This window comes from Longilinea arvoryzae (genome assembly GCF_001050235.1).
Classification (GTDB): Bacteria; Chloroflexota; Anaerolineae; order Anaerolineales; family Anaerolineaceae; genus Longilinea; species Longilinea arvoryzae.
Map to the genome: position 1 here is coordinate 394,148 of NZ_DF967972.1, position 20,044 is coordinate 414,191.

At 62.3% G+C, this 20,044-nt stretch carries 13 protein-coding genes; 8 read left to right on the forward strand and 5 right to left on the reverse strand.

The genetic code is table 11. The features are described 5' to 3' along the window. Window positions 1-8: 8 nt before the first annotated feature. Window positions 9-779 carry an alpha/beta fold hydrolase gene (locus tag LARV_RS01830; protein ID WP_075072033.1) on the forward strand — a complete coding sequence of 257 codons (771 nt, stop codon included), beginning with the start codon at window positions 9-11 and terminating at the stop codon, window positions 777-779. 94 nt (window positions 780-873) lie between these two features. On the opposite strand, the gene LARV_RS01835 is transcribed toward LARV_RS01830, so the two are convergent. Further along, window positions 874-1,698 carry a DNA-formamidopyrimidine glycosylase family protein gene (locus tag LARV_RS01835; protein ID WP_075072034.1) on the reverse strand — a complete coding sequence of 275 codons (825 nt, stop codon included), beginning with the start codon at window positions 1,696-1,698 and terminating at the stop codon, window positions 874-876. Window positions 1,699-1,843: 145 nt separating this feature from the next. On the opposite strand from LARV_RS01835, the gene LARV_RS01840 reads away from it, so the two are divergent. Both LARV_RS01840 and LARV_RS01845 read left to right on the forward strand, forming a co-directional pair. Next, complete coding sequence (locus LARV_RS01840) at window positions 1,844-2,239, forward strand: META domain-containing protein (protein ID WP_075072035.1); 396 nt, start codon at window positions 1,844-1,846, stop codon at window positions 2,237-2,239. A gap of 84 nt (window positions 2,240-2,323) precedes the next feature. After that, the gene (locus LARV_RS01845) at window positions 2,324-2,980 is read left to right on the forward strand and encodes a DUF998 domain-containing protein (RefSeq protein ID WP_075072036.1); all 657 of its coding nucleotides are present in this window, start codon (window positions 2,324-2,326) and stop codon (window positions 2,978-2,980) included. 48 nt (window positions 2,981-3,028) lie between these two features. Here the strand turns inward: LARV_RS01845 and LARV_RS01850 are convergent, their stop codons facing one another. From LARV_RS01850 to LARV_RS01865, 4 genes are all read right to left on the reverse strand, one after another. Beyond that, window positions 3,029-4,000, reverse strand: coding sequence for a DNA-processing protein DprA (locus LARV_RS01850; RefSeq protein ID WP_075072037.1), 972 nt, complete (start codon window positions 3,998-4,000; stop codon window positions 3,029-3,031). Continuing rightward, window positions 3,997-6,765 (reverse strand): RecQ family ATP-dependent DNA helicase, encoded by a 2,769-nt coding sequence (locus LARV_RS01855; RefSeq protein WP_075072038.1) that lies wholly within the window; start codon window positions 6,763-6,765, stop codon window positions 3,997-3,999. The genes LARV_RS01850 and LARV_RS01855 overlap by 4 nt, the downstream gene beginning before the upstream one ends. 177 nt (window positions 6,766-6,942) lie before the next feature. Then, window positions 6,943-7,719, reverse strand: a complete 777-nt coding sequence (locus tag LARV_RS01860; protein WP_075072039.1) for a DUF4332 domain-containing protein — start codon at window positions 7,717-7,719, stop codon at window positions 6,943-6,945. Between the two features lie 9 nt (window positions 7,720-7,728). Continuing rightward, window positions 7,729-8,271 (reverse strand): methyltransferase family protein, encoded by a 543-nt coding sequence (locus tag LARV_RS01865; protein ID WP_075072040.1) that lies wholly within the window; start codon window positions 8,269-8,271, stop codon window positions 7,729-7,731. Between the two features lie 995 nt (window positions 8,272-9,266). Here LARV_RS01865 and LARV_RS01870 point away from each other — a divergent pair. The 5 genes from LARV_RS01870 to LARV_RS01890 all read left to right on the forward strand — a co-directional run bounded on the left by LARV_RS01870 (window position 9,267) and on the right by LARV_RS01890 (window position 19,992). Beyond that, on the forward strand, window positions 9,267-12,530 hold the full coding sequence (locus tag LARV_RS01870) for an FHA domain-containing protein (RefSeq protein ID WP_075072041.1): 3,264 nt from the start codon (window positions 9,267-9,269) through the stop codon (window positions 12,528-12,530). 24 nt (window positions 12,531-12,554) lie between these two features. Then, entirely contained in the window at window positions 12,555-13,598 is a 1,044-nt protein-coding gene (locus LARV_RS01875; protein WP_075072042.1) for a LamG domain-containing protein, read from the forward strand. A 21-nt stretch (window positions 13,599-13,619) separates the two neighbouring features. Beyond that, window positions 13,620-16,019, forward strand: coding sequence for a protein kinase domain-containing protein (locus LARV_RS01880; protein ID WP_075072043.1), 2,400 nt, complete (start codon window positions 13,620-13,622; stop codon window positions 16,017-16,019). Between the two features lie 85 nt (window positions 16,020-16,104). After that, window positions 16,105-18,651, forward strand: a complete 2,547-nt coding sequence (locus LARV_RS01885; protein WP_075072044.1) for a protein kinase domain-containing protein — start codon at window positions 16,105-16,107, stop codon at window positions 18,649-18,651. Window positions 18,652-18,900: 249 nt separating this feature from the next. Further along, window positions 18,901-19,992: a YeiH family protein gene (locus LARV_RS01890; RefSeq protein WP_075072045.1), complete on the forward strand. Its 1,092-nt coding sequence runs from the start codon at window positions 18,901-18,903 to the stop codon at window positions 19,990-19,992. Window positions 19,993-20,044: the final 52 nt, after the last annotated feature.

Sequence of the window (20,044 nt, forward strand, 5' to 3'; positions counted from 1 at the left end):
ATCTTCCGATGAAATCCCATTTCCTCGCTAAATTTAACGCAAACCTGCGCTATCACCAATTCCCTGGCGCCGGTGAACCGCTGGTCTTCATCCACGGCTTCGGTTGCGCCTCTTCATGCGACTACCCGCGTGTCGCTGCTGACCCGAAACTGGCGGGATGCAATTCCATACTAATCGACCTGCTTGGCTCCGGTTTCAGCGACCGGCCGAAAGACTTCGGCTATACCATCGACGAGCACGCGAAATGCATTCTCGATCTGCTCGGCACGCTCAATTTTCCGGCCTACAACCTCTACGGGCACAGTATGGGTGGAGCCATTGCCATTGTCGCCGCGACCCTGCAGCCGGATCTTTTCCGGCGTCTTATCGTCTCAGAGCCCAATCTCGACCCGCGGGACGCCACCTTCAGCCGCGCGGTTGTCACCCAATCAAAAACCGAAGCCGATTACATTTCCAACGGCCACGCCTGTCAGGTCGATTCCGCCACCCGGAGCGGTAACCTCATCTGGGCCGGTTCGATGGCCATTTCGGCGCCGCACGCCCTTTATCGCGAAGCGCTATCGCTGGTACAGGGCAGCGCTCCCACCTGGCGTGAGCAACTGCTGTCGCTGCCGATGCCACGTACATTCATCGTCGGTGAGCATTCTTTACCCTACCCGGATGCGCAAATGATGTCGGATGCCGGTCTGGATGTCAGGATCATTCCAAACGCCGGCCATTCGATGATGTGGGAAAATCCATCCGGTCTGGCTGAGGCCATCCGGAGAGCACGAGACTGATTGTGCCCGCAAGGTAATTTTCGTTATTATTCTTGCACGTTTCGGTCTCCGGCGGCCTGTCAAAATTTCCGGTTCACGCTTCACCCTTCACGGCTCACCCTTTCTGGCATCCCGGGCAGTAATAAATGCTTCCCCCCATGTAGGCTTCTTTCAGAATCGTGCTACCGCATTCCGGGCAGGGTAAACCGACCGTGTTCTTGCTCACTTTGGTCGCGTAGCCGCCCGGGTTGCCGAACAGATCGCGCTCGGTGTCGCGCCCGCCGCCGTCCGTCATCTCATGCAGCGTGGTAACAATGGCGTCCAACAACCCTTCGCGCTCGGATGCGCTCAATGTATTGACCTTGCGTTTCGGGTGCAGCTTGGCATTGTAGAGAATGTCCTGCAGCACGCCGTTGCCCAAGCCGGGAATGCGCTGCTCGGTCGCCAGGAAGGCCTTGACCGACAGCTTATCCAATTCGGGTTGGAACAACCCGCCGAAATACTCCGGCGTGAAATCGCCGCGCAATGGGGATGGCTTTTCGCAGGCCACCCGGTAATAAGCGTTGTCTTCCGTACCCCGCGCGAAACACATCAACCCGCCGTACATCGCCACGGATGCGCTCAGAGCCGTGCCATCGCTGAAATCCATCAGCAACTGGTGTTTGGCGGGACGTTCCGCCGGATTATGGTGAAAGCGCAGATTGACCCCATCGCTGAACACCAGCACGTGATCTTCGACTTCGATTTCCAGCATGCCGCCCCGCGCGGCAGCCGCCCCGATGGTCTTGCCCGTCAACAAACCGGCATAGCCGGCCGGGTCGCCGGTATACCAGGCAAATTTGTGGGGCGATTGGGCAGCCACGACCTCGTGAATGGTCTTCCCCGAAATGGATTGGTTGATTTGTCGCGCCAAAACGGCGGCTTCAGGAATCTCGAGCATGATAAACCTCCCTCCATCGTTTGAAGATAGTATAGCGGAGATTGATTTTTTGTTGTCCGCATCCGAGTCCAAAATACCGGGAACTGCCCGAATGATCTAGACGTCCTTATTGAGAACAATATGACCGGAAAAGGAAGAACCTATCATGAAATTTACCCTTTTATCCCTCGGAATGCTCTTTTGCCTGCTTCTGACGGCCTGCGCGCCGTCTGATTCTTTGAATGATACAACCTGGATTTTATCCTCCCTCCAGGGCCAACCGGCTTTACTGGATAAAACCGTCACCCTCAACTTCGAGGACGGCACGTTGAGCGGCACCGACGGCTGCAACAGCTACAGCACGGCCTATCAGATATCGGGCGAGAAATTGACCATCGACAAAAACATCATCAGCACCATGATGGCCTGCGCCGACCCGATCATGCAGCAGGCCTCTGCGTTCAGCGCGGCCCTGATCAAGACGGCGGCTTACCAGATCAAGGATCAGGAATTATCCCTGCTGGACGAAAACGGCCAGGTGCTGGCCATCTTCACGAAATAGAACCGGATATCCAATCCCCCCGCGGTTTTTTCGGGCCCAATTCCGCATCCCGACTATACTATTATTATTTGCGCGGGGGTATCCATGCTGGTCCTGATTAAGAATCCCCTTTTCTTTCAGATCTTCGCCGCGGCCGGTGCATTGAGCGCTGTGCTCGGCGCGTGCATCGCCGGCCGGGTTTACCGCGACCGGGACGGCCGGCGATATTCACCGCTCAACCACTTCATCTCCGAGCTGGGCGAGATCGGCATATCCCGCCTGGCCTGGGTTTTCAACCTGGGACTGATCCTGTGCGGCCTGTGCCTGCTGCCGGCCTGCCTCAGCCTGGGGTTGATCCTGCCGGGCGTCTGGTCCAGGCTGGGCCTGGCGGCCGGCGTGATCGCCACGCTCAGCATCTCCGCGGTGGGGATTTTCCCGATGAATCGCATGACCGCGCACACCCGCGCCGCCAATTCCTACTTTCGCATGGGCCTGGTGATGGTCGTTTTCTTCACGCTTGCCATCCTGCTCCAGCCGTCGGAGTCGCAGCGGCTGTCGCGCTGGCTGGCGCTGGCCGGGCTGCCGGCCATCCTGGCCTATGCCTCTTTTTTGATCTACTCGCGGGTCGGCGTCGACCCTTCCCGAAATCCACTCGACCCATCCGAGTTCATCCGCCCGCGCTTCTGGGCTCTGGCCGCCGTCGAGTGGTCCATTTTTGTGACCACCATCCCCTGGCTGCTAATGATCGCCGCAGGCTTGTAGGGCTCGTGCGTTTACGAAGTTTTGCAGTGCAGCAAATCGTGTACATGATCAAAATAGAGTCATCTGATTGGATGGTTTCGGCAGACTCGCGGATTTTTCCTGCAGCCACCCCGGCAGCCTGAGCGGAGGTTCGGTGAACGGGTGCGGGAAGGGAAGCGCGCCTTTCTTCAGCAGCTCGCGGTTTCCATCCGGCATGTCGGCGTGTTCCAGCACGAAGACCGGCACCCAGCCGTTCTTGAGCGTCTCGCTGGCGCCGGACCAGGTGCCGCCCGTACCGGCGTCGGACGCGACCACGATGGCGTAATCGGCCAGACAGTAGATCAGGCGGTTGCGCCCCATCGCCGCGCCGACCGAAAAACCCGCGTTGGGACTGTAGGGCGTCACCAGGCACAAATCTCCGCACCGCAGCGCAGTCTCATGCGCGCGCAGGGATTTCTCCAGGCTGTCGGCCAGCACACCCACCGCCGTACCGCGCGCTTCGAGGGCCGCGTCCATGCTGAGCGTATCCACGCCCCGGGCGCCGCCCGAATACAGCACCTGCCCCGAGAGCCCGCAGGCATTGCCGACGAAGCGCGCACATTCCTGCCCGGCATCATCCAGGCGGCGCGAACCGACCACGGCGATGCCCGGCTGCCCGAGCAGCGCCTGTTCGCCGGCGTAGAATAGCACACTCGGCGCCGAATCCTTCAGGCGTTCGCGGTAGCGTTGGGGATAATCCGCGTCGGCGCGGGTGAGCGGGAAAATGCCCAGGCGGGCGCAGCGCTCCAGGCTGGCCTGCAGTGCGCCCGCGCGGTCGACCAGCAGCGCGATGCGCGCGGCCACTTCCGCCGATAGAGCGAGCTGGCGCTGGAGGTCCGTCACCTGCAGGTCCAGCAGGCTGGCGGGGCGCAAAGCAGCCGCCTGCAGTTTGCGCGCCAATGGATTCCACTCGCGCAGGGTCAGGGGTTTGGTCTCGTCATCGGCCAAAGCCAATTGCGAGCACAACAGCAGGATCGCCAGAGAGTCTTGGGATGGGTTCATTGGTCCGAATGGATGGTGCGGGTCAGGGTTAGAACGTGGACGCCGGCTGCGCCGTGTTTACGCAGCAAGCCGGTAATTTCTTCGAGCGTGGCGCCGGAATCGAACAGGTCATCCACCACTAACAAACGTTTGCCGTGCACGTCAGCCTGCAAAGCGAAGGCGCCGCAGACATTGGCGCGCTTCTGCGCCAGGGATTTCAACTCCTTTTGCGGCCGGGTCGGACGCGCCTTTATAAGCCCGGATTGCAGCGGCATTTTAATTGTACTCGAAAGCGCGCTGCAAAAGGCCCGGACCGGGTCGTTCGGGCGGTCGAGCGACGGCGGGACCGGCAGGACGGCGTTCACCCGCCCGAGCTCGGGGTGAGTTTGAAGCAGATGGAGGGCGTGATCCACCAGCGCAGGCAGGACCGAAAGGTCACCTTCATACTTCAGGCGATAGGTGAGGTCGCCGACGCCGCTGCGCGCCCAGTCGCCGCCGCTGAAGTGCGAGTGAAAGTCGAGCGACCAGCCGCAGTCCCAGGGGCCGTTGAGCGGGCGCGGGTGCGGCCGGGTCAGGAAGGCGTCGACGGCGTCGGGCGCGGCGCCGGTCGGATCGGGCTGCGGCGCAGGGCGGTATGCTGCCGCCACGCAGCGGATCATGCCGTAATCGATTTCTTCCGGCAGCAGCGCCTTGATGGGCGCCAATTGTTCCGTCGAACCGGCCTGGCGGATGGCCGCTTCGATTTGGGCCCGGACATCGGCAGAGATCACCTGGTTCAGGTTCAATTTGCCGGCTGTGATCAGGCGTTCGCAGTGAATGTAGATCGTGCTCACGGCCAGTTCGCGCTGGCGGGCGATCTGCTCCGGCGTCAGGCCATCCGCCAGCAATTCGGCGGTGCAGGCCACCGAATCGTTTACCGTCCGTCTGGCTTTTTCGCGGCGCACCTCGGCTCGGGAACGGAGTTTGGTCAGCCGCAGCGGGATACGCTCCTTCTGGCGGATGGCGTTTTCACCGCGCGGCGTCAGGTTCAGCACCGGGAAATCCCCGCCGACAATCTTGAGATGGCCCAGCCCGACCAGCCGGTCGATCAACCCTTCGATATCCTTCTGCCGGAGGGCAGCCAGCCGCCCGTAGTAGGTATCCTTTTCGTGGTGAAACTGCAGGATCTCTTTGGCGCGCGAGCCGTTCAGGACCTGCGCCAGTTTCACGACGCCCACCTTGATTTTCACCCGCCGGACGCAGTCCAGGATGACCAGCGCGGTGCGTTCGGCTTCCGAGAGTTCGGCGGCGGCGTCCGGCGGCGCAGAATTCGCCGCCGGAGCGCGGTTGCGGCAGTTATCGCAGCAATCCCCGTCGCCGGCGCGCGGTTCGGCAGCGTCGCCGAAATGCTGCAGGAGGATGCGGCGACGGCAGCGGTTGGATTCGGCGTAAGCGATCATGGCTTCCAGTTGCTGCTGGCGGTTTCGCAGGTACTCGGTGTTGTGCGCGATCGCTTCATCGATCCGCTCCGGGTTCCATGCCCCGCGGCGGTACATCAGGCGCAGACCTTCGTCGCCGAGGTGTTCCAGCGCGCCGGCGCGTTCCAGCATCGACAGCCCGACCTTGATTTGAACGGACTGCAGCTCCGAGAGGCGCGACAGATCGTCCAGCGTCGTCCAAAACTCCTTCCCGGCCGGCAGCGCCTGGCGGAGCGCCAGCAGATCCTCCGTCCCCAGGTCGCTTTGGCGGACGAAATGTTCCTGCAGGGCGCGGTCCTTTGGATCGTAGAGCAGCGCGGTGCGTGCGGGCAGCCCATCCCGCCCGGCGCGACCGGCTTCCTGATAATAGGCCTCGAGCGAGCCGGGCAGGGCATAATGAATCACCTGGCGCACGTCGGCGCGATCGATGCCCATGCCGAAGGCGTTGGTGGCGGCAATGAAGTTCGATTTGCCGGTAATGAAATCGTTCTGAATGCGCGTCCGTTCTTCCGCGGGCAGGCCGGCGTGGTAGAACTCGGCCGGACGCTGCAGCACCTCGCCCGCAAACTCGGCCACCGCTTCGGCGTCGCGGCGCGTGCCGGTGTAAACGATGACGGCGCCGTCCTGGCGGGAGCCCGCCAGCTCTTTCAGGGCGCCCAGTTTGCCGCGCTCCCCGCCGGTATAGCACACGTTCAGGCTCAGATTCGGGCGGTTGAAGCCGGTCACGATGCTCACGGCGTCGTCCGCCAGCCCCAGCAGGCGCAGGATATCCTTCTGCACCTGGGGTGTGGCCGTGGCGGTCAGCGCGATGGTCAGCGGTGGGTGTGGAGGCAGGCTGCCGCGCCAACGGGCAATGTTCAGGTAATCGGGGCGAAAATCGTGGCCCCACTCGGAGATGCAGTGCGCCTCGTCCACGGCCAGCAGACTGATCGGGCGATTCTTGAGCGCACCCAAAAAGTCGATGCTGCGCAACCGTTCCGGCGCGATGTAAACGATACGAAAAGCGCCGCGCGCCAGCCGCGCCAGGCGGGCAGTCTGTTCGGCCGGCGGTAACGCGCTGTTGATGAAGGTCGCCGGGATGCCGCGGCCGGTCAAACCGTCGACCTGGTCTTTCATCAGGGCGATCAGCGGCGAGATGACCAGCGTCAGTCCAGGCAGTTGCAGCGCGGCGAGTTGAAAGATGAGCGACTTGCCGGCGCCGGTGGGCATGACCACCAGCGTGTCCCGCCCGTCCAGCAGACTGTGCAGCGCCTCGCGCTGCCCGGGGCGAAACGAGTCGAAGCCGAAGGACGTACGCAGATGCAAAAGAACTTGTTCGTCGAGCGTCATGGGTGCAACTCCGTTGGGCTCTCAGCTAACCGGCAGAACGCCAAACCGCGCCGGATGAGATACAAACCGGAATCGATCACCTGTAAATTGAGAATTTAAGATTATAAGGAAGGATCTATGGAATCAATGCGAAACGTACCATCCCCATGCCATCATTATACACAGGTCAGCCGCTGCCTATTGTAAAACCGCCGGTATGATTTTCGCGATGCGCTGGCTGTTTTCGATCTCGTTTCCAAAGCGCAAATCCTTGCCGATCGCCTTGCCGTAGGCGAAGAAATCAGCGCCCAGTTGTTCCGGCGTGGCATTGGCCAGCTTTTCCAGGCTGCCGTAGCCGGCGCCGACGATGTTCGATATGGTTGCCTTGCTGGCCCAGGGAAGGCGCGACAGATCGGCGCGGTTCACCAGATCCAGGATGACTGCCTCGGGCAGCCCGCTCGTGGCCGCCAGCGCCCTGCGCCCGGCCGGCGGGATGCCCTGCTGCAGGAGGTCCAGGTTCGAGCGAACGCCCAGCCCGTTCAAAATCCCGACCGCGCTGAGGACGGCCGCCTGGTCGCGCACCAACTGCGCGAGCAGTTTACGCTTCGGGACGATCCAGTAGGCCAGATACTTCAGCACGTGCGCGATCGTTGTCGCGCCGAGACCGCTCTGCCCGCAAAAGGCCTCCAATGCATCCCGACCGTCCGCCCGCGCGAACAGATCCAGGATGCTCTTCACCCCGGCCTGCTCCAGCTTCGCGATGGCATCCACCAGCCAGTCGGCGTAATCGGCGTAGCGCTGGCGCGGATCGCCGCCCAGGATGCGCCGGGTATAGCCGGAGAGCTCCGCCGTCGGAAAATCGTACGCCTGACGAACGAACGGATAGGCAAACGATTCGTGGAATTGCCGGCACAGCGTTTCATAATCCTTGATTGGGGACAGGGCTTTTTGAACTTCGGTCCAATCGATTGGCATGCGATCTCCTCAATGTCGGCGCGAAATGATCTTTGGAAGGATGAACGGCGTCCCGGCCTTGTAATCCAGATACGCCTGCCCGAAACGTGCTTCCAGTTCGCGTTCCTCGATGCGCTTGAGATAGGTGATGAGCAGCGCCGCCAGCAGAAGAGCTATGGCGATGGAGGAGATCGAGCCTACCGCGACGGCGACGCCCAGGTAGATCGTCAGCGCGCCGAACGACATCGGGTTGCGGCAGTAGCGGAACGGCCCGCTGATTAACAGCGTTTGCGTGGGCATGACCGGCAGCGGGGTGCCCCGGGCGTGACCGATCTCCATGACGTTCGACCAGATTCCAAAGAAGGCCCCCAACAGGATGAGCAGGCCGCCCAGCACCAGGTTGCCAATGCCGAAGGTAAGCTGCGGCAGGCCCAGCAGCGTGTCCAGGCGCGGCCCGAGCCGCACCAGCATCCATGGAATCAGGAAGACGAACAGGACCCCGGCCGGCAGCACAGCCAGCAGGCGTTGCCCCAGAGAATATTCTCGCTTGGCCCAGCGGGTGAAGAGATTCATGAGATACCTCCACGGCGGATCGATCACTTTATTCATTATATGCCGTGGAAGAATTTAACTGGGGTGAAGAGGATGGTGAGGATGAAAAACGTCCACCCGGTCCCGATTGACCCAGTTACAGCTCACAACGTAAGGGCGCAGCGGGGAATATGTAAGGCATCGATCTATCCAAGGCAAGCTGCGCCCGTACCGGCCACACCCTCATCCATTCAGTTGCCGTAGGGCGTGCACCTGCCCCCATTCGGGGGTGGGCACGCGTCTTCCGGCGTCAAACCCATCCCACCCGATGCCGTAGATCGTGGGCTCAAGCCCACCCTACTCGTTGCTCTTGTGGCGTAAGGGCGCAGCGGGGAATATGCACGGCCTCAACTTACCTAAGTCAAGCTGCGCCCGTGCCCGCCACACCCCTCATCCATTCAGTTGCCGTAGGGCGTGCACCTGCCCCCATTCGGGGGTGGGCACGCGTATTCCGGCGTCAAACCCATCCCACCTGATGCCATAGATCGTGGGCTCAAGCCCACCCTACTCGTTGCTCTTGCAGCGTAAGGGCGTCAGCGGGGAATATGCACGACATCGACCTGCCTGGGCCAGGCTGCGCCCGCGCCCGCCACACTCTGCCACCACTCAAGGTACCCCACGCGAACAGCGTAAGGGCGTCAGCGGGGAATTTGCACGGCCTCAACCTATCTAGGTCAAGCTGCGCCCGCACCGGCCACACCCCACATCCACTCAAGACGCCCTGCGCACTCTTACACCGTTTACGCAGCACCCACAGTCTGATCGTTCCGGATATCTCCTTAATTCCTTGCAATTCTTTTCTTGCTCCGAATGTATAATCAAGGGTGAATCCCCGATCTTGCTAATCCATTCTCCATCCGTCTCTTTTCCGGCCAGGTTTCCGCCGCGTCGACGCTTTCATTCCTTCCCGCCCCAAGGAAATCATTTCTTTTCCGCACCCATGGGCTCAACGAGCAGTGAACACAGGAGGGTCAACCATGGAAGCACCGGACCAACCCAGGTTGGTGTTGCGCGAAGGGCAGGCCGAGCGCGACAGTTTTCCCGTCGACCGGCCCGAACTGATCATCGGGCGCGATCCATCCGCGGAGATCCTGATCGATTCGCCGGGCGTCTCGCGCCGGCATGCCCGCGTCTACCGCCAGGCGGGCGACATCTGGCTGGAAGACCTGGGCAGCCGCAACGGCACCTTCGTCAACGGCGAACGCGTCGGCGCGCCGCAGCGCCTGAATGCCAACGATGAAATCCGCCTGGGGCAGTCCGTGATGCTGATTTTTCAGCAGCCGCCCAGGGCAGCCGAAACGGTCCTCGAATCGGCCGCCACCCAGCAGCAGCAAATCCCCCAGGAGACGGTGATGGAAGCCATCTCCGGCGTGGCCGCCACCATGATTGGCGACGATTCGCTGCTGACCGGCGCGCCGCGCACCCCGCCCCGCCTGACCATCACCATCGCCGGCGAAAAGTCCGCCACCTACACCCTGACCCAACCTGAAATCCGCCTGGGGCGCGCCAGCGACAACGATATCGTCATCGATTCGCGCATCGTCTCGCGCTACCATGCCCACCTGGTGAAAACCCCGGCCGGGTACACCCTGAACGTATTACCCGAGGCCGCCAACCCGATCCTGTTGGAAGGCCGCCCGGTGCAGGCCAGTCAGCCGCTCGAGAACGGCGACATCCTGCGCATTGGCAGCCTGGACCCCGGCCTGATGGTCACGCTGACCTACTCCGAGCCGGTCGCGGCGGCCGCGGGCGAGATGCAGCCCATTCGCTTCGGCGAAAAGGCTCTGCTGCAGATCGGGCGTGACCCGGGCAACGATATCGTCCTCTCCTCGCCGACCGTCTCGCGCTTCCATGCCCAGATCGAACGCGTCGGCCACCGCTATTGCCTGCGCGACCTGCGCTCAGCCAACGGCACCTTCGTCAACGACCAGCGCATCGAAAAAGAAGTCTGGCTGAACGAGAACGACACCGTGCGCATCGGGCGCCACCGCTTCGTCATGAAACAGGACCAGTTGGACCGCTTCGACGACACGCGCGGCCTGAAGGTCGAAGCCTACGGCCTGAACCGCTGGGTGCGCAAAGACCTGAACATCCTGCAGAACATCTCGCTGTGCTTCCAGCCCCGCGAACTGGTGGTGGTCGTCGGCCAATCCGGCGGCGGCAAATCGACCCTGATCAACGCCATCATCGGTTACAAGCCCGCCACCCAGGGCCAGGTGCTGGTCAACGGCACCAATGTCTACCGCAATTACGACGCCGTGCGCGATGACATGGGCTACGTGCCCCAACGCGACATCATCCACATGGGCCTGACCGTATACCAGGCGCTGGATTACACCGCCCGCCTGCGCATGCCGCGCGACACCAGCAAGGCCGAGCGTCACAAACGCATCCTGGAGGTGTTGGAGGATCTCGATCTGCTGCACCGCAAGGACAGCCCCATCAGCAAGCTGAGCGGCGGGCAGCAAAAGCGCGTCTCGATCGGGGTCGAGCTGCTGACTTCGCCCGGCCTGTTCTTCCTGGACGAGCCCACCTCCGGCCTGGATCCCGGCACCGAGACCGCCTTCATGCACCTGATGCGCCGCCTGGCCGACCAGGGCCGCACCATCGTGCTGGTGACGCACGCCACCAAGAACGTCATGCTGGCCGACAAGGTGGTCTTTCTGGCGCGCGGCGGCTACCTGGCCTGGTTTGGCCCCCCGGACGAAGCCCTGGCTTACTTCGATTCATTCCGCTCGGAACGCGAGAAACGCGTGCGCGAGATGGAATTCGACCAGATCTATGCCATTCTGGATGATTCTTCCAAGGGCAGCGCCCAGGAATGGGCCAAGCGCTACACCGAGACACCTTTCTATCAAAAATACGTTGTCGAGGCGCTCAAGCAGGCCAAGGAAGCCCATCCGGTGGCGACCCCGCCCGAGGTCAAAGGCCCCAAGACCGCGGCGCCCAAACCTAAACGCAAGAAGGCCGCCTCCGGGCTGAGCCAGTTCCTGATCCTCTCGGCGCGCAACCTGCGCATTCTCATCCGCGACCGGTCGTCGCTGATTTTGATGCTGCTGGCGGCTCCGGCGGTGGCCGCGCTGGACTTTGTCATCGCGCCCCTGATGGGCAGCGCGCCGTTCGATTACAATACCGGCGACGCCGCCAATGGCTCGATCACGCTCTTTCTGATGACCATCTATTGTCTGCTGGTGGCCGGGCTCTCGCAGATGCGCGAGTTCGTCAAAGAGGAGGATATCTACAAGCGAGAAAGGCTGGTCAACCTGCAGATCGTTCCATACGTGGCCTCGAAGGTGTGGGTGGCGCTGCTGCTGGCCTTCTACCACGCCGCCGCCTATACCGTCATCCATTATCTGGCCTTCAAGATGCCCGGCACACTGGCGGATATGGGCCTGGTCTACGTGACCATGGTGCTGGCGGCCATGGCCGGCATGGTGTGCGGACTGCTGGCTTCAGCGCTGGCGCCGGCGGCCTCCTCCGCGCCCATGGTGATGATCTTGCTGCTGGTGCCCCAGATCGTGCTCAGCGGCGCGCTGGCGCCGGTGCCCGAAAATGTCAGCGCCATCGCCTCGACCCGCTGGGCCTTCGAGGGGCTGATCGGCATCGTGGGGTACGGCTCGGATGTGGCCGCTGATCCGTGCTGGGAGCTGCCCGAAGATCTGCGGGACGCCATGACGCTGGAGGATAAAGCGGCGGCCGGCTGCCGCTGCATGGGCACGGCCATCTTCACACCGGGTTCGTGCAATTTCCCCGGCGTGGGCCAGTATTTCGTGCCTGAGGTGGACCAACCCGAGGTCGCCAAACCCGCCGATCTGCCCGCCAAACCCGCCGAACCGGTCATTCCGGACGCGCCGAAAGCGCCCACCGATCAGAACGATCAGGTTCAGATGGTTCAGTATCTGAACGCGCTGAAAGCGTATCAGGATGAGGTCACGCTGATCCAGAACGCCTACAAGGATGCCATGTCGCTGTACGAATCCCAGGCCAAGGTTTACCAGGCGGAAATGGAAGCCTATCAGGAAGATGTATTGAAATACGAATCGGCGCGCAACTCGGCCGTGGAGCGCGCCGAGGGTGTGATCGACGGCGTCAAGGAAAGCTTCGGTTGGGGTTGGGTGGACAAATCCAACCCGGCCGTTTTCCGCGCCTGGCTGACGGAGGTCTGGGGCGCGCAGGGCATCCTGATCGGTGTGTTCATCGTGATCATCCTGATCCTGATCAAGCGCAAGGACAACGCCTGAGGGCGGCGCGGGGACGGAGGAGCAATGAGAAGAACATCCGGCTTCAAGACCTGTCTCAGCCTGGCCAGCGGGATGCTGGCGGTCACCCTGCTGCTGGCGTCGATCGCCGGTTGCGGTGGGACGAACTCCGCCCGGCCCGACGGCACCCTGAGCGCGTTGAGCACGTCGGTGGCCGGCACGGCCACCGCGGCCAAACTGAAGGAATCCTCGGGAAATGAGCTGGCCACAGCCCAGGCCGAGGCCACCGCCAAGGCAGCCTCCATTCAGGCCACCGGCACCGCCGGAAGCACCGGCCGCAGCCAGGAACAAAACGCCGAGGCGACCCGGGCGGCGCCCATCGTGGCCGAACTGCCGCAATACGGCCTGGACGCCGGCAGCGGGCACGTGGGCTGGGTGCACGAACCGCTCACGCTGGATATTTCCGACTACATGTCTTTCACCTACGGCAACGATCACATGGAAGTGACCGCGGCCGATTTCGTCCTGGCGGCGGATATTACCTGGGATACGCGCGGCGGTTCCGGCTGCGGCTTCATGTTCCGTTCGAACGGCGACAAGAACAAACCCGACCAGTACATGGTGCTGATGTCGCGTTTCGCCACCGGGCATGTGATTTTCACGGCGCTCTCGCAGGGTGAAATCGCCAACGTGCACGATTTTTATCCCAAGTCGGAAGATTCGACCTTCAACTGGCAGAACAACGCCACCAACCGGCTGGCCATCGTCGCGCGCGGTAATTTGATCGAAATCTACACCAACGGCACGAAGATCGGCGAGGTGGACACCACCAAGCCGCCCAGCCGACTGCCTTCGCCATCCAAACCACTGCCGCCGTTGAATCAATCCGACACGGCGGCCATGAACGCCTACCAGGCCCAGATGAAAGAGTACGACGACATCATCGCGGAGAACGAGAAGACCTATCAAAGCGCTCTGAAGAATTACATGCAGCGCGAGGCCGTGTTCACGGACGGTTTTCTGGCCATGGTGGCAGCCTCCGAATCCGGACGGACGGTATGCACCTTCAGCGACGCCTGGTTGTGGCTGCTGAACCCATCCGGAAAATGAACGAATCGATGGAGGCGAGGCGTGCCGGTTGACCGCTGGGTGGGACAAATTCTAGGCGGACGCTACCAGATCGAGGATCTGATCGGGCAGGGCGGCATGTCTTCCGTTTACAGGGCGCGCGACCTGAACCTGCGCCGCACAGTCGCCATCAAATTGATCCACCCGCACCTCTCCGACAACGAGGAGTTCGTGCGGCGTTTCAAATCGGAAGCCACATCCATTGCCCGTCTGCACCACTCCAACATCGTCGAAGTGTACGACCTCAGCCACGAAGGCGACCAGTATTATATGGTGCTGCAATACGTGGAGGGAGAAACCCTGCAGAGCCGTATCAAACGCGCGAATTCAGCCGGACGCCGCCTGTCCATTCGCGAGTGCCTGCGTTGCCTCCGCGATGTTTGTAAAGCCGCCGATTACGCTCACCGAAACGGCATGATCCACCGGGATATCAAGCCCGCCAACATCATGCTGGATGCCCACGGCAGCGCCATCCTGATGGACTTCGGAATTGCCCGCATCCTGGGCGAGCAGCAGCACCATACGGCCACCGGTGTGGTGCTGGGCACGGCGCTGTACATGTCGCCCGAGCAGATCCAGGGACTGCACCCGGATGCGCGTTCGGATATCTATTCCATCGGCGTCACCCTCTTCGAAGCGCTGGGGGGGCAGCCGCCCTTCGAAGCTGATTCGGCCATGACGCTGATGCACAAGCACCTTTACGATCCGGTTCCCGACCTCGGCCAACTGCACCCCGGCATTCCCGAAAAAGTACGCGCCATCGTCAACCGCGCGTTGGAAAAAGATCCGACCAGACGCTTCCAGACCTGTGCCGAAATGGCCGCGGCGTTGGGCGACGCCCTGAAGTACCTCCCACCTGAAGAAAGCATGCCAACCTCAGCAACGCCGCCGGCCCCGCAAGCGGTCCAGCCCACCCCGCCAGCCGAGACACGCATCGAAACGCCTCCGGTGAAAGCAACCGACACCATCATCGAAACGCCCCCGATCGAGAAAGCCACACCGCCCGCACCCGCGGAGCCTGCCCCTGTGGTGCCTGCGCCTTTGGTGCCAGCCGTGGAACCGTCGCCGGCAACCCAGGAGCCCATCCCGACCGTTGTCAGTGAGTCCGTCCCGACCCACGCGCGCAGGCGTTGGCTGCCATGGGTCATGGGGGGCGTGGTGCTGGTTGCGTTTGCGGTCGGGGCTTACTTTTTCTTCCAATTGGGTAGACTGGTATCCGCCCCGCCCACACCCACTCCGACCCAAACGCCGACTGCAACGGCCACGCTCCAGACCGCCGTTCAACCAACGGCTACGGTCAGGGTGGTGGTTCCGCCCGTCACCGCCGTGCCCCGGGATGTGTTGAAAATCGCTGTTCTGGCGCCGCTTTCGCAGCCGGCAGGCGTCATGACCCGCGACGGCGTGCAAATGGCGATCGATGAATGGAACGCCAGGGGCGGCGTTTTGAACATGAACATCGTCCCCATCCTGTTGGATTCGCAGTGCGAGCCCGGACCGGCTGCCGAGGTTGCCACGCAGGCCATCGACCAGGAAGAAGTCCATTACATCATTGGCGAGGTCTGTTCCACGGCCTCCGTCGCCGTATCCGGAATTGCCAATGACCGCGGCGTAATCATGATCACGCCGTCCTCCACCAATTCCTTCGTGACCGTGACGGAGAACGGCAAGGTGAAGCCCTACATCTTCCGCGCCTGTTTCAGCGATCCATTCCAGGGACGGGTGGCCGCCAAATTCGCCATCGAGAATCTCAAGCTCAAATCCGCCTTCATCATCATGGATGAAAACAAGTCCTACGGCATCAGCCTGGCCGAGGTCTTCGAGCAATCCTTCACGCTCATGAGCGGCCAGATCGCCGGCAAGGCCACCTACCCGACCGGTGAAACCGATTTCTCGGCGGCCCTGGCCAAACTGGTCAAGGTCAAACCCGACCTGGTCTACCTGCCCGATGATGCCCAGGTGGCCAATCTGGTGATCCAGCAGGCTAGGGAAAAGGGCATCACCCTGCCGTTTTTAGGCAGCAATACCTGGAATTCTCCCGATTTGGATAAGAATGTGGCCAACGGCAGCTTCTTCACCGGCGATTTTTCGGCGGCTGATCCGCGCCCCGAGGTGCAGGGTTTCGTGGAAGCCTTTGGCGCACGTTATAAGGATGAAAATGGCAAAGCCGTGGTTCCGGACCAGATGGCCGCCCTGGGGTACGATGCTGCCAACCTGCTGCTGCAGAGCATCTCCGAAACGGGCGTCGATGCCGCCGTCCGGGTGAAGGATACGCTGGCCCACATCCAGTTCCAGGGCGTCACAGGCCAGCTCACCTTCGACCTGGAGCATAACCCCATCAAATCCGCTGTGATTATGACCATTCGGGATGGACAGATCGTCTTCGAGACCCTGGTTAATCCCTGATTCCGGCGAAGTTGTGAGGCAATTCAAGCGCAGGACTGTAACAGCATGAGCATCAACAATCCATCAAGTTTCACGGAGGAGCAACATGGGAGCTGATCGCTGGGTGGGCCAGGTTATCGGTGGACGCTACCAGATCGAAGAACTGGTCGGGCAGGGCGGCATGTCGGCCGTCTACAAGGCGCGCGATCCCAACCTGCAGCGCACGGTGGCCATCAAATTGATCCACTCGCACCTCTCTGATAACGAAGAGTTTGTGCGGCGCTTCGAATCGGAAGCCACCGCCATCGCCCGCCTGCGCCATCCCAATATCGTCCAGGTTTACGACTTCAATCACGACGGCGACACCTATTTCATGGTGCTCGAATTCGTGGCCGGCGAAACGCTGCAGGCGCGCATCAAACGCCTGAACGCGGCCGGCCGGTTCGTGCCCATCCGCGAGGCCATGCGCGCCATCCTGGATATCTGCAAGGCCGCCGATTACGCCCACCAGCGCGGCATGATCCACCGGGATATCAAGCCCGCCAACATCATGCTGGACGTCAGCGGCGACGCCATCCTGATGGACTTCGGCATCGCCCGCATCCTGGGCGGCCAGGCTCACACCGCCACCGGCGCGGTCCTGGGCACGGCCCTGTACATGTCGCCCGAGCAAATTCAGGGCCTGCACCCGGACGCGCGTTCGGATATCTATTCCATCGGCGTCACCCTGTTCGAAACGCTCGGCCGGCGCCCGCCCTTCGAGGCCGATTCGGCCATGACGCTGATGATGATGCACCTGCACGATCCTGTGCCCGATCTCAGCCAGCTCCATCCCGGCATCCCCGAGGATGTGCGCGCCATCGTCAACCGCGCGCTGGAGAAAGACCGCAACGACCGCTACCAGTCCTGCGCCGAGATGGCCGCGGCCATCGAGGAAGCCCTCAAAGCGCTGCCGGACGATAAAGCCGCGCGCGTTCCCGCGCCGGTTTCAGCGCCGGTCGAAAAACCCACTCCGCCGCCTGTAAGTGCGCCGGCTTCCGCCGAGGGGTTCGAGACCCAGGTCGAGCCCGCGCCGCCTGCCCCCAAAGTCAGACCGGAAAAACCCGCCAGGAAACCAAAAAAGGCGCCCGAACCCATTCCGGAGCCCGCCCCCGTTCGGGAACCAGCTTCCGTCCAGGAACAGGTCGTCGAAAAGGAACCCGTCCTGAATAAAGGACTCGAAACCATTGTCGAAACCCCGCCGGCGGGTTTTACACCCCCCAAGAGTGTTACACCCCCCAAGGGTGTTACACCCCTTAAGGGTGTTACACCCTCAAGCGGTTTGCCACCTCCTGGGATGATGGCTCCCGTCGGGAGCACCGCGGCTGCCGAGACCTTCGCCCAGGCCGGTCCGGTTGCACAGGCGCAGGCCGCGCCGGCAGCAGCGCCCCCCTTAACACGCGCCCGGCGCAAACTCCCGCTGGCGGCCATCCTCGCCGCGGCCGTGGTCGTGTTGGGCGGCGGCGGCTTCCTGCTCTTTCAGCAGTTCGCCCCGGCCGGCGGCAGGCCGACCCAGGTCCCGTTGGTCTCCCCGCCCACCGTCACCGTTGAGGCAGTCTTCCCAACCCAGGCGCCCGCTCCAACCGCCACACTCGAGCCATCGCCCGAACCCACCTTAACGCCTGCCCCCAGTGAAGCCCCGCTGCCCACGGCGACCGCTGCCGCCGCGATTCTTCCTCCGACGACCGGCGGCGCCGACCTGATCGCCTACCTGCAGAACAGTGAAATCTGGACCGCCCATACGGACGGCTCGAATGTGAAGCAACTCACCAGCGACGGGACCCTGAAGAAATATCTGCGCTGGCTGCCGGGCGGTCAGGCGCTTTCATACATCAGCGGCAAGTGCCTGGAGACCGTCAACCTCACCGGCGGGGTCACCCCCATCACCTGCTTCAACAACGCCGTCTACTTCGATTCGTTCGAACCCTCGCCGGACGGCAAGCACGTCGCGCTCAGCCTGGACCGCCAGCTCTATCTGCTGCCCTTCGACCTCGAGCGCCTGTCCAAGGCCGATTCGCACCCCGACCTGGTGGCCATTGCGGACTGCGCCGATCTGGCCCCCTATCAGCGCAGCGCGGTGCTTTCCAGCCGCTGGTCGAAGGACGGCACGCTGCTGGCGGCGCTCGCCATCGGCGTGCTGGCCGACGGCACCCGCGGCGACCTGGTTCAGCTCTTTGCCGTCGACCGCTGCATCCCCAACCCCAAGGTGCAGTTGCAGTTCCCCGAACCCCATTTCGCGCTCAGCGAATACACCCACAAGCACACCCTGCCCGGGCTGACCTGGGACGGCGAAGCGTTGTTCGTGCTTAACGGGTTGACGCGCAATGACGTTTTTGGCGACCTGCACATCTTCAATCGCGAGAGCTTCAGCATCACCACCAACGCCAACCCGGTCAACGGCGTGTGCTGCTACGCCAATCCGACCTTCAGCCCGGACGGCAAATACCTGTTGTTCGCTTTTCAGGATATCACCCTGGGTGCCAACAGCCAGACCCGGCTCTATTACATTCCCTTCGGCAACATCGGCACCGGCGCCAAATTCGAGCCGCTGCCCCTGCCCGAATTCAGTGACCCGAAGGAGGCGCCTCAGGCGGTGTTGAGGCCGGCGGAATAGATTTTATTACGGGAATATCTGCCTGCATTCCACGCTACGGGTCGCGGCTGATTTCTCCAGGGTTTATGACCAGGCGGCTTTTCGAAGTGCTGCCCGGGTGAAATGTCCCGCCGGTATTTTTCCGGTCCGGCTATTTTCGCGACCTTCCTCTACAAATTTGCAATTTCCGCCGCCATCCCGGGGTGAGCGTTCTATTCCGCTGGTAAAATCGCCATTGTGAGAATCCGTTCCATTTGAGAGAATACATCCATGCAAACAACGAAGACAGCCAAGATTGATCTGCCCAGAATCGGCACGACCGGCCTGGGAGCATTGCTGGTGGCCGGACTGACCATCCTGGCGTGGTGGCTCACCCAACGAGTCTACGGCCTTAGCCTGCCCGGGGGCATCCCCGGCAAGGCGCTCGAATATCCCATCTGGGCGGTGCTGGTGGGTCTGCTGGGCAACCTGGCGCTCAAGCTTACCCAAACGCACGAGAAAATCAAAGCCGGTATTCAGACCGAATTGTTCTTGAAAACTGGGCTGGTGCTGATGGGTGCCGGCATCAACCTGGCGTTGATGGCGTCCACCGCCGTCGGTGCGACTGTCCAGGCATTGATCATGATCCCGTCGGTATTCTTCTTCACCTACTGGCTGGCCGGAAAATTCGGCCTGGAGGATCGCCTGCGCGCCGTCATGGGCACCGCCCTCTCGGTATGCGGCGTTTCGGCGGCCATCGCCGCAGCCGGATCGGTCTCGGCCCGCAAGGAACAGGTCGCCTATGTGATCGGGCTGGTCATTCTGGTGGCCCTGCCGCTCATGCTGATCCTCCCGCTGCTGGCCGGCGCGCTGGGGCTCTCGCAGGTGGTGGCCGGCGCCTGGTTTGGCGGCAACATCGACACCACCGCCGCCGTGGTTGGCGCGGGCACCCTCTTCGGCGAGCAGGCCCAGAAGATCGCGACCATCGTCAAATCGGCGCAGAACGCCCTGATCGGCGTGGTGGCCTTTCTGCTGGCGGTATACGCCGCGACTCACGGCGAAGATGGCAAGCCGGGCGCCCGTCCCAGCCCGCGCATGATCTGGGACCGCTTTCCCAAGTTCGTGCTGGGGTTCGTCGCCGCCTCCATCCTCTACACGTTGGGCGTGATCGACGGCGGCAAGGGCACGTTGATCGAAACCATCAAGAACTGGGCCTTCATGGCCGCTTTCGTGTGCATGGGCCTGGAATTCTCGGTCATCGAGTTCAAAAAGATGGGCTGGAAGCCCGTGGCTGTGTTCCTGCTGGCCACGCTGTTCAACACGCTGCTGGCGTTGGGCGTGGCGTACGTCATTTTTACGTTTTTGCTGCCGGTGGCGGCGTAAGCCGGATGGATGGGTTCCGGGGTGGGGCCGGTTGGCGCCGGCATGGTAATTG

Excerpts from the sequence above, each read along its gene's own strand:
- LARV_RS01845 (WP_075072036.1), top strand. The coding sequence starts at position 2,324 with ATGCTGGTCCTGATTAAGAATCCCCTTTTCTTTCAGATCTTCGCCGCG.
- LARV_RS01835 (WP_075072034.1), bottom strand. The coding sequence starts at position 1,698 with ATGCTCGAGATTCCTGAAGCCGCCGTTTTGGCGCGACAAATCAACCAA.
- LARV_RS01875 (WP_075072042.1), top strand. The coding sequence starts at position 12,555 with ATGAGAAGAACATCCGGCTTCAAGACCTGTCTCAGCCTGGCCAGCGGG.
- LARV_RS01850 (WP_075072037.1), bottom strand. The coding sequence starts at position 4,000 with ATGAACCCATCCCAAGACTCTCTGGCGATCCTGCTGTTGTGCTCGCAA.
- LARV_RS01830 (WP_075072033.1), top strand. The coding sequence starts at position 9 with ATGAAATCCCATTTCCTCGCTAAATTTAACGCAAACCTGCGCTATCAC.
- LARV_RS01870 (WP_075072041.1), top strand. The coding sequence starts at position 9,267 with ATGGAAGCACCGGACCAACCCAGGTTGGTGTTGCGCGAAGGGCAGGCC.
- LARV_RS01860 (WP_075072039.1), bottom strand. The coding sequence starts at position 7,719 with ATGCCAATCGATTGGACCGAAGTTCAAAAAGCCCTGTCCCCAATCAAG.
- LARV_RS01890 (WP_075072045.1), top strand. The coding sequence starts at position 18,901 with ATGCAAACAACGAAGACAGCCAAGATTGATCTGCCCAGAATCGGCACG.
- LARV_RS01855 (WP_075072038.1), bottom strand. The coding sequence starts at position 6,765 with ATGACGCTCGACGAACAAGTTCTTTTGCATCTGCGTACGTCCTTCGGC.
- LARV_RS01840 (WP_075072035.1), top strand. The coding sequence starts at position 1,844 with ATGAAATTTACCCTTTTATCCCTCGGAATGCTCTTTTGCCTGCTTCTG.
- LARV_RS01865 (WP_075072040.1), bottom strand. The coding sequence starts at position 8,271 with ATGAATCTCTTCACCCGCTGGGCCAAGCGAGAATATTCTCTGGGGCAA.
- LARV_RS01885 (WP_075072044.1), top strand. The coding sequence starts at position 16,105 with ATGGGAGCTGATCGCTGGGTGGGCCAGGTTATCGGTGGACGCTACCAG.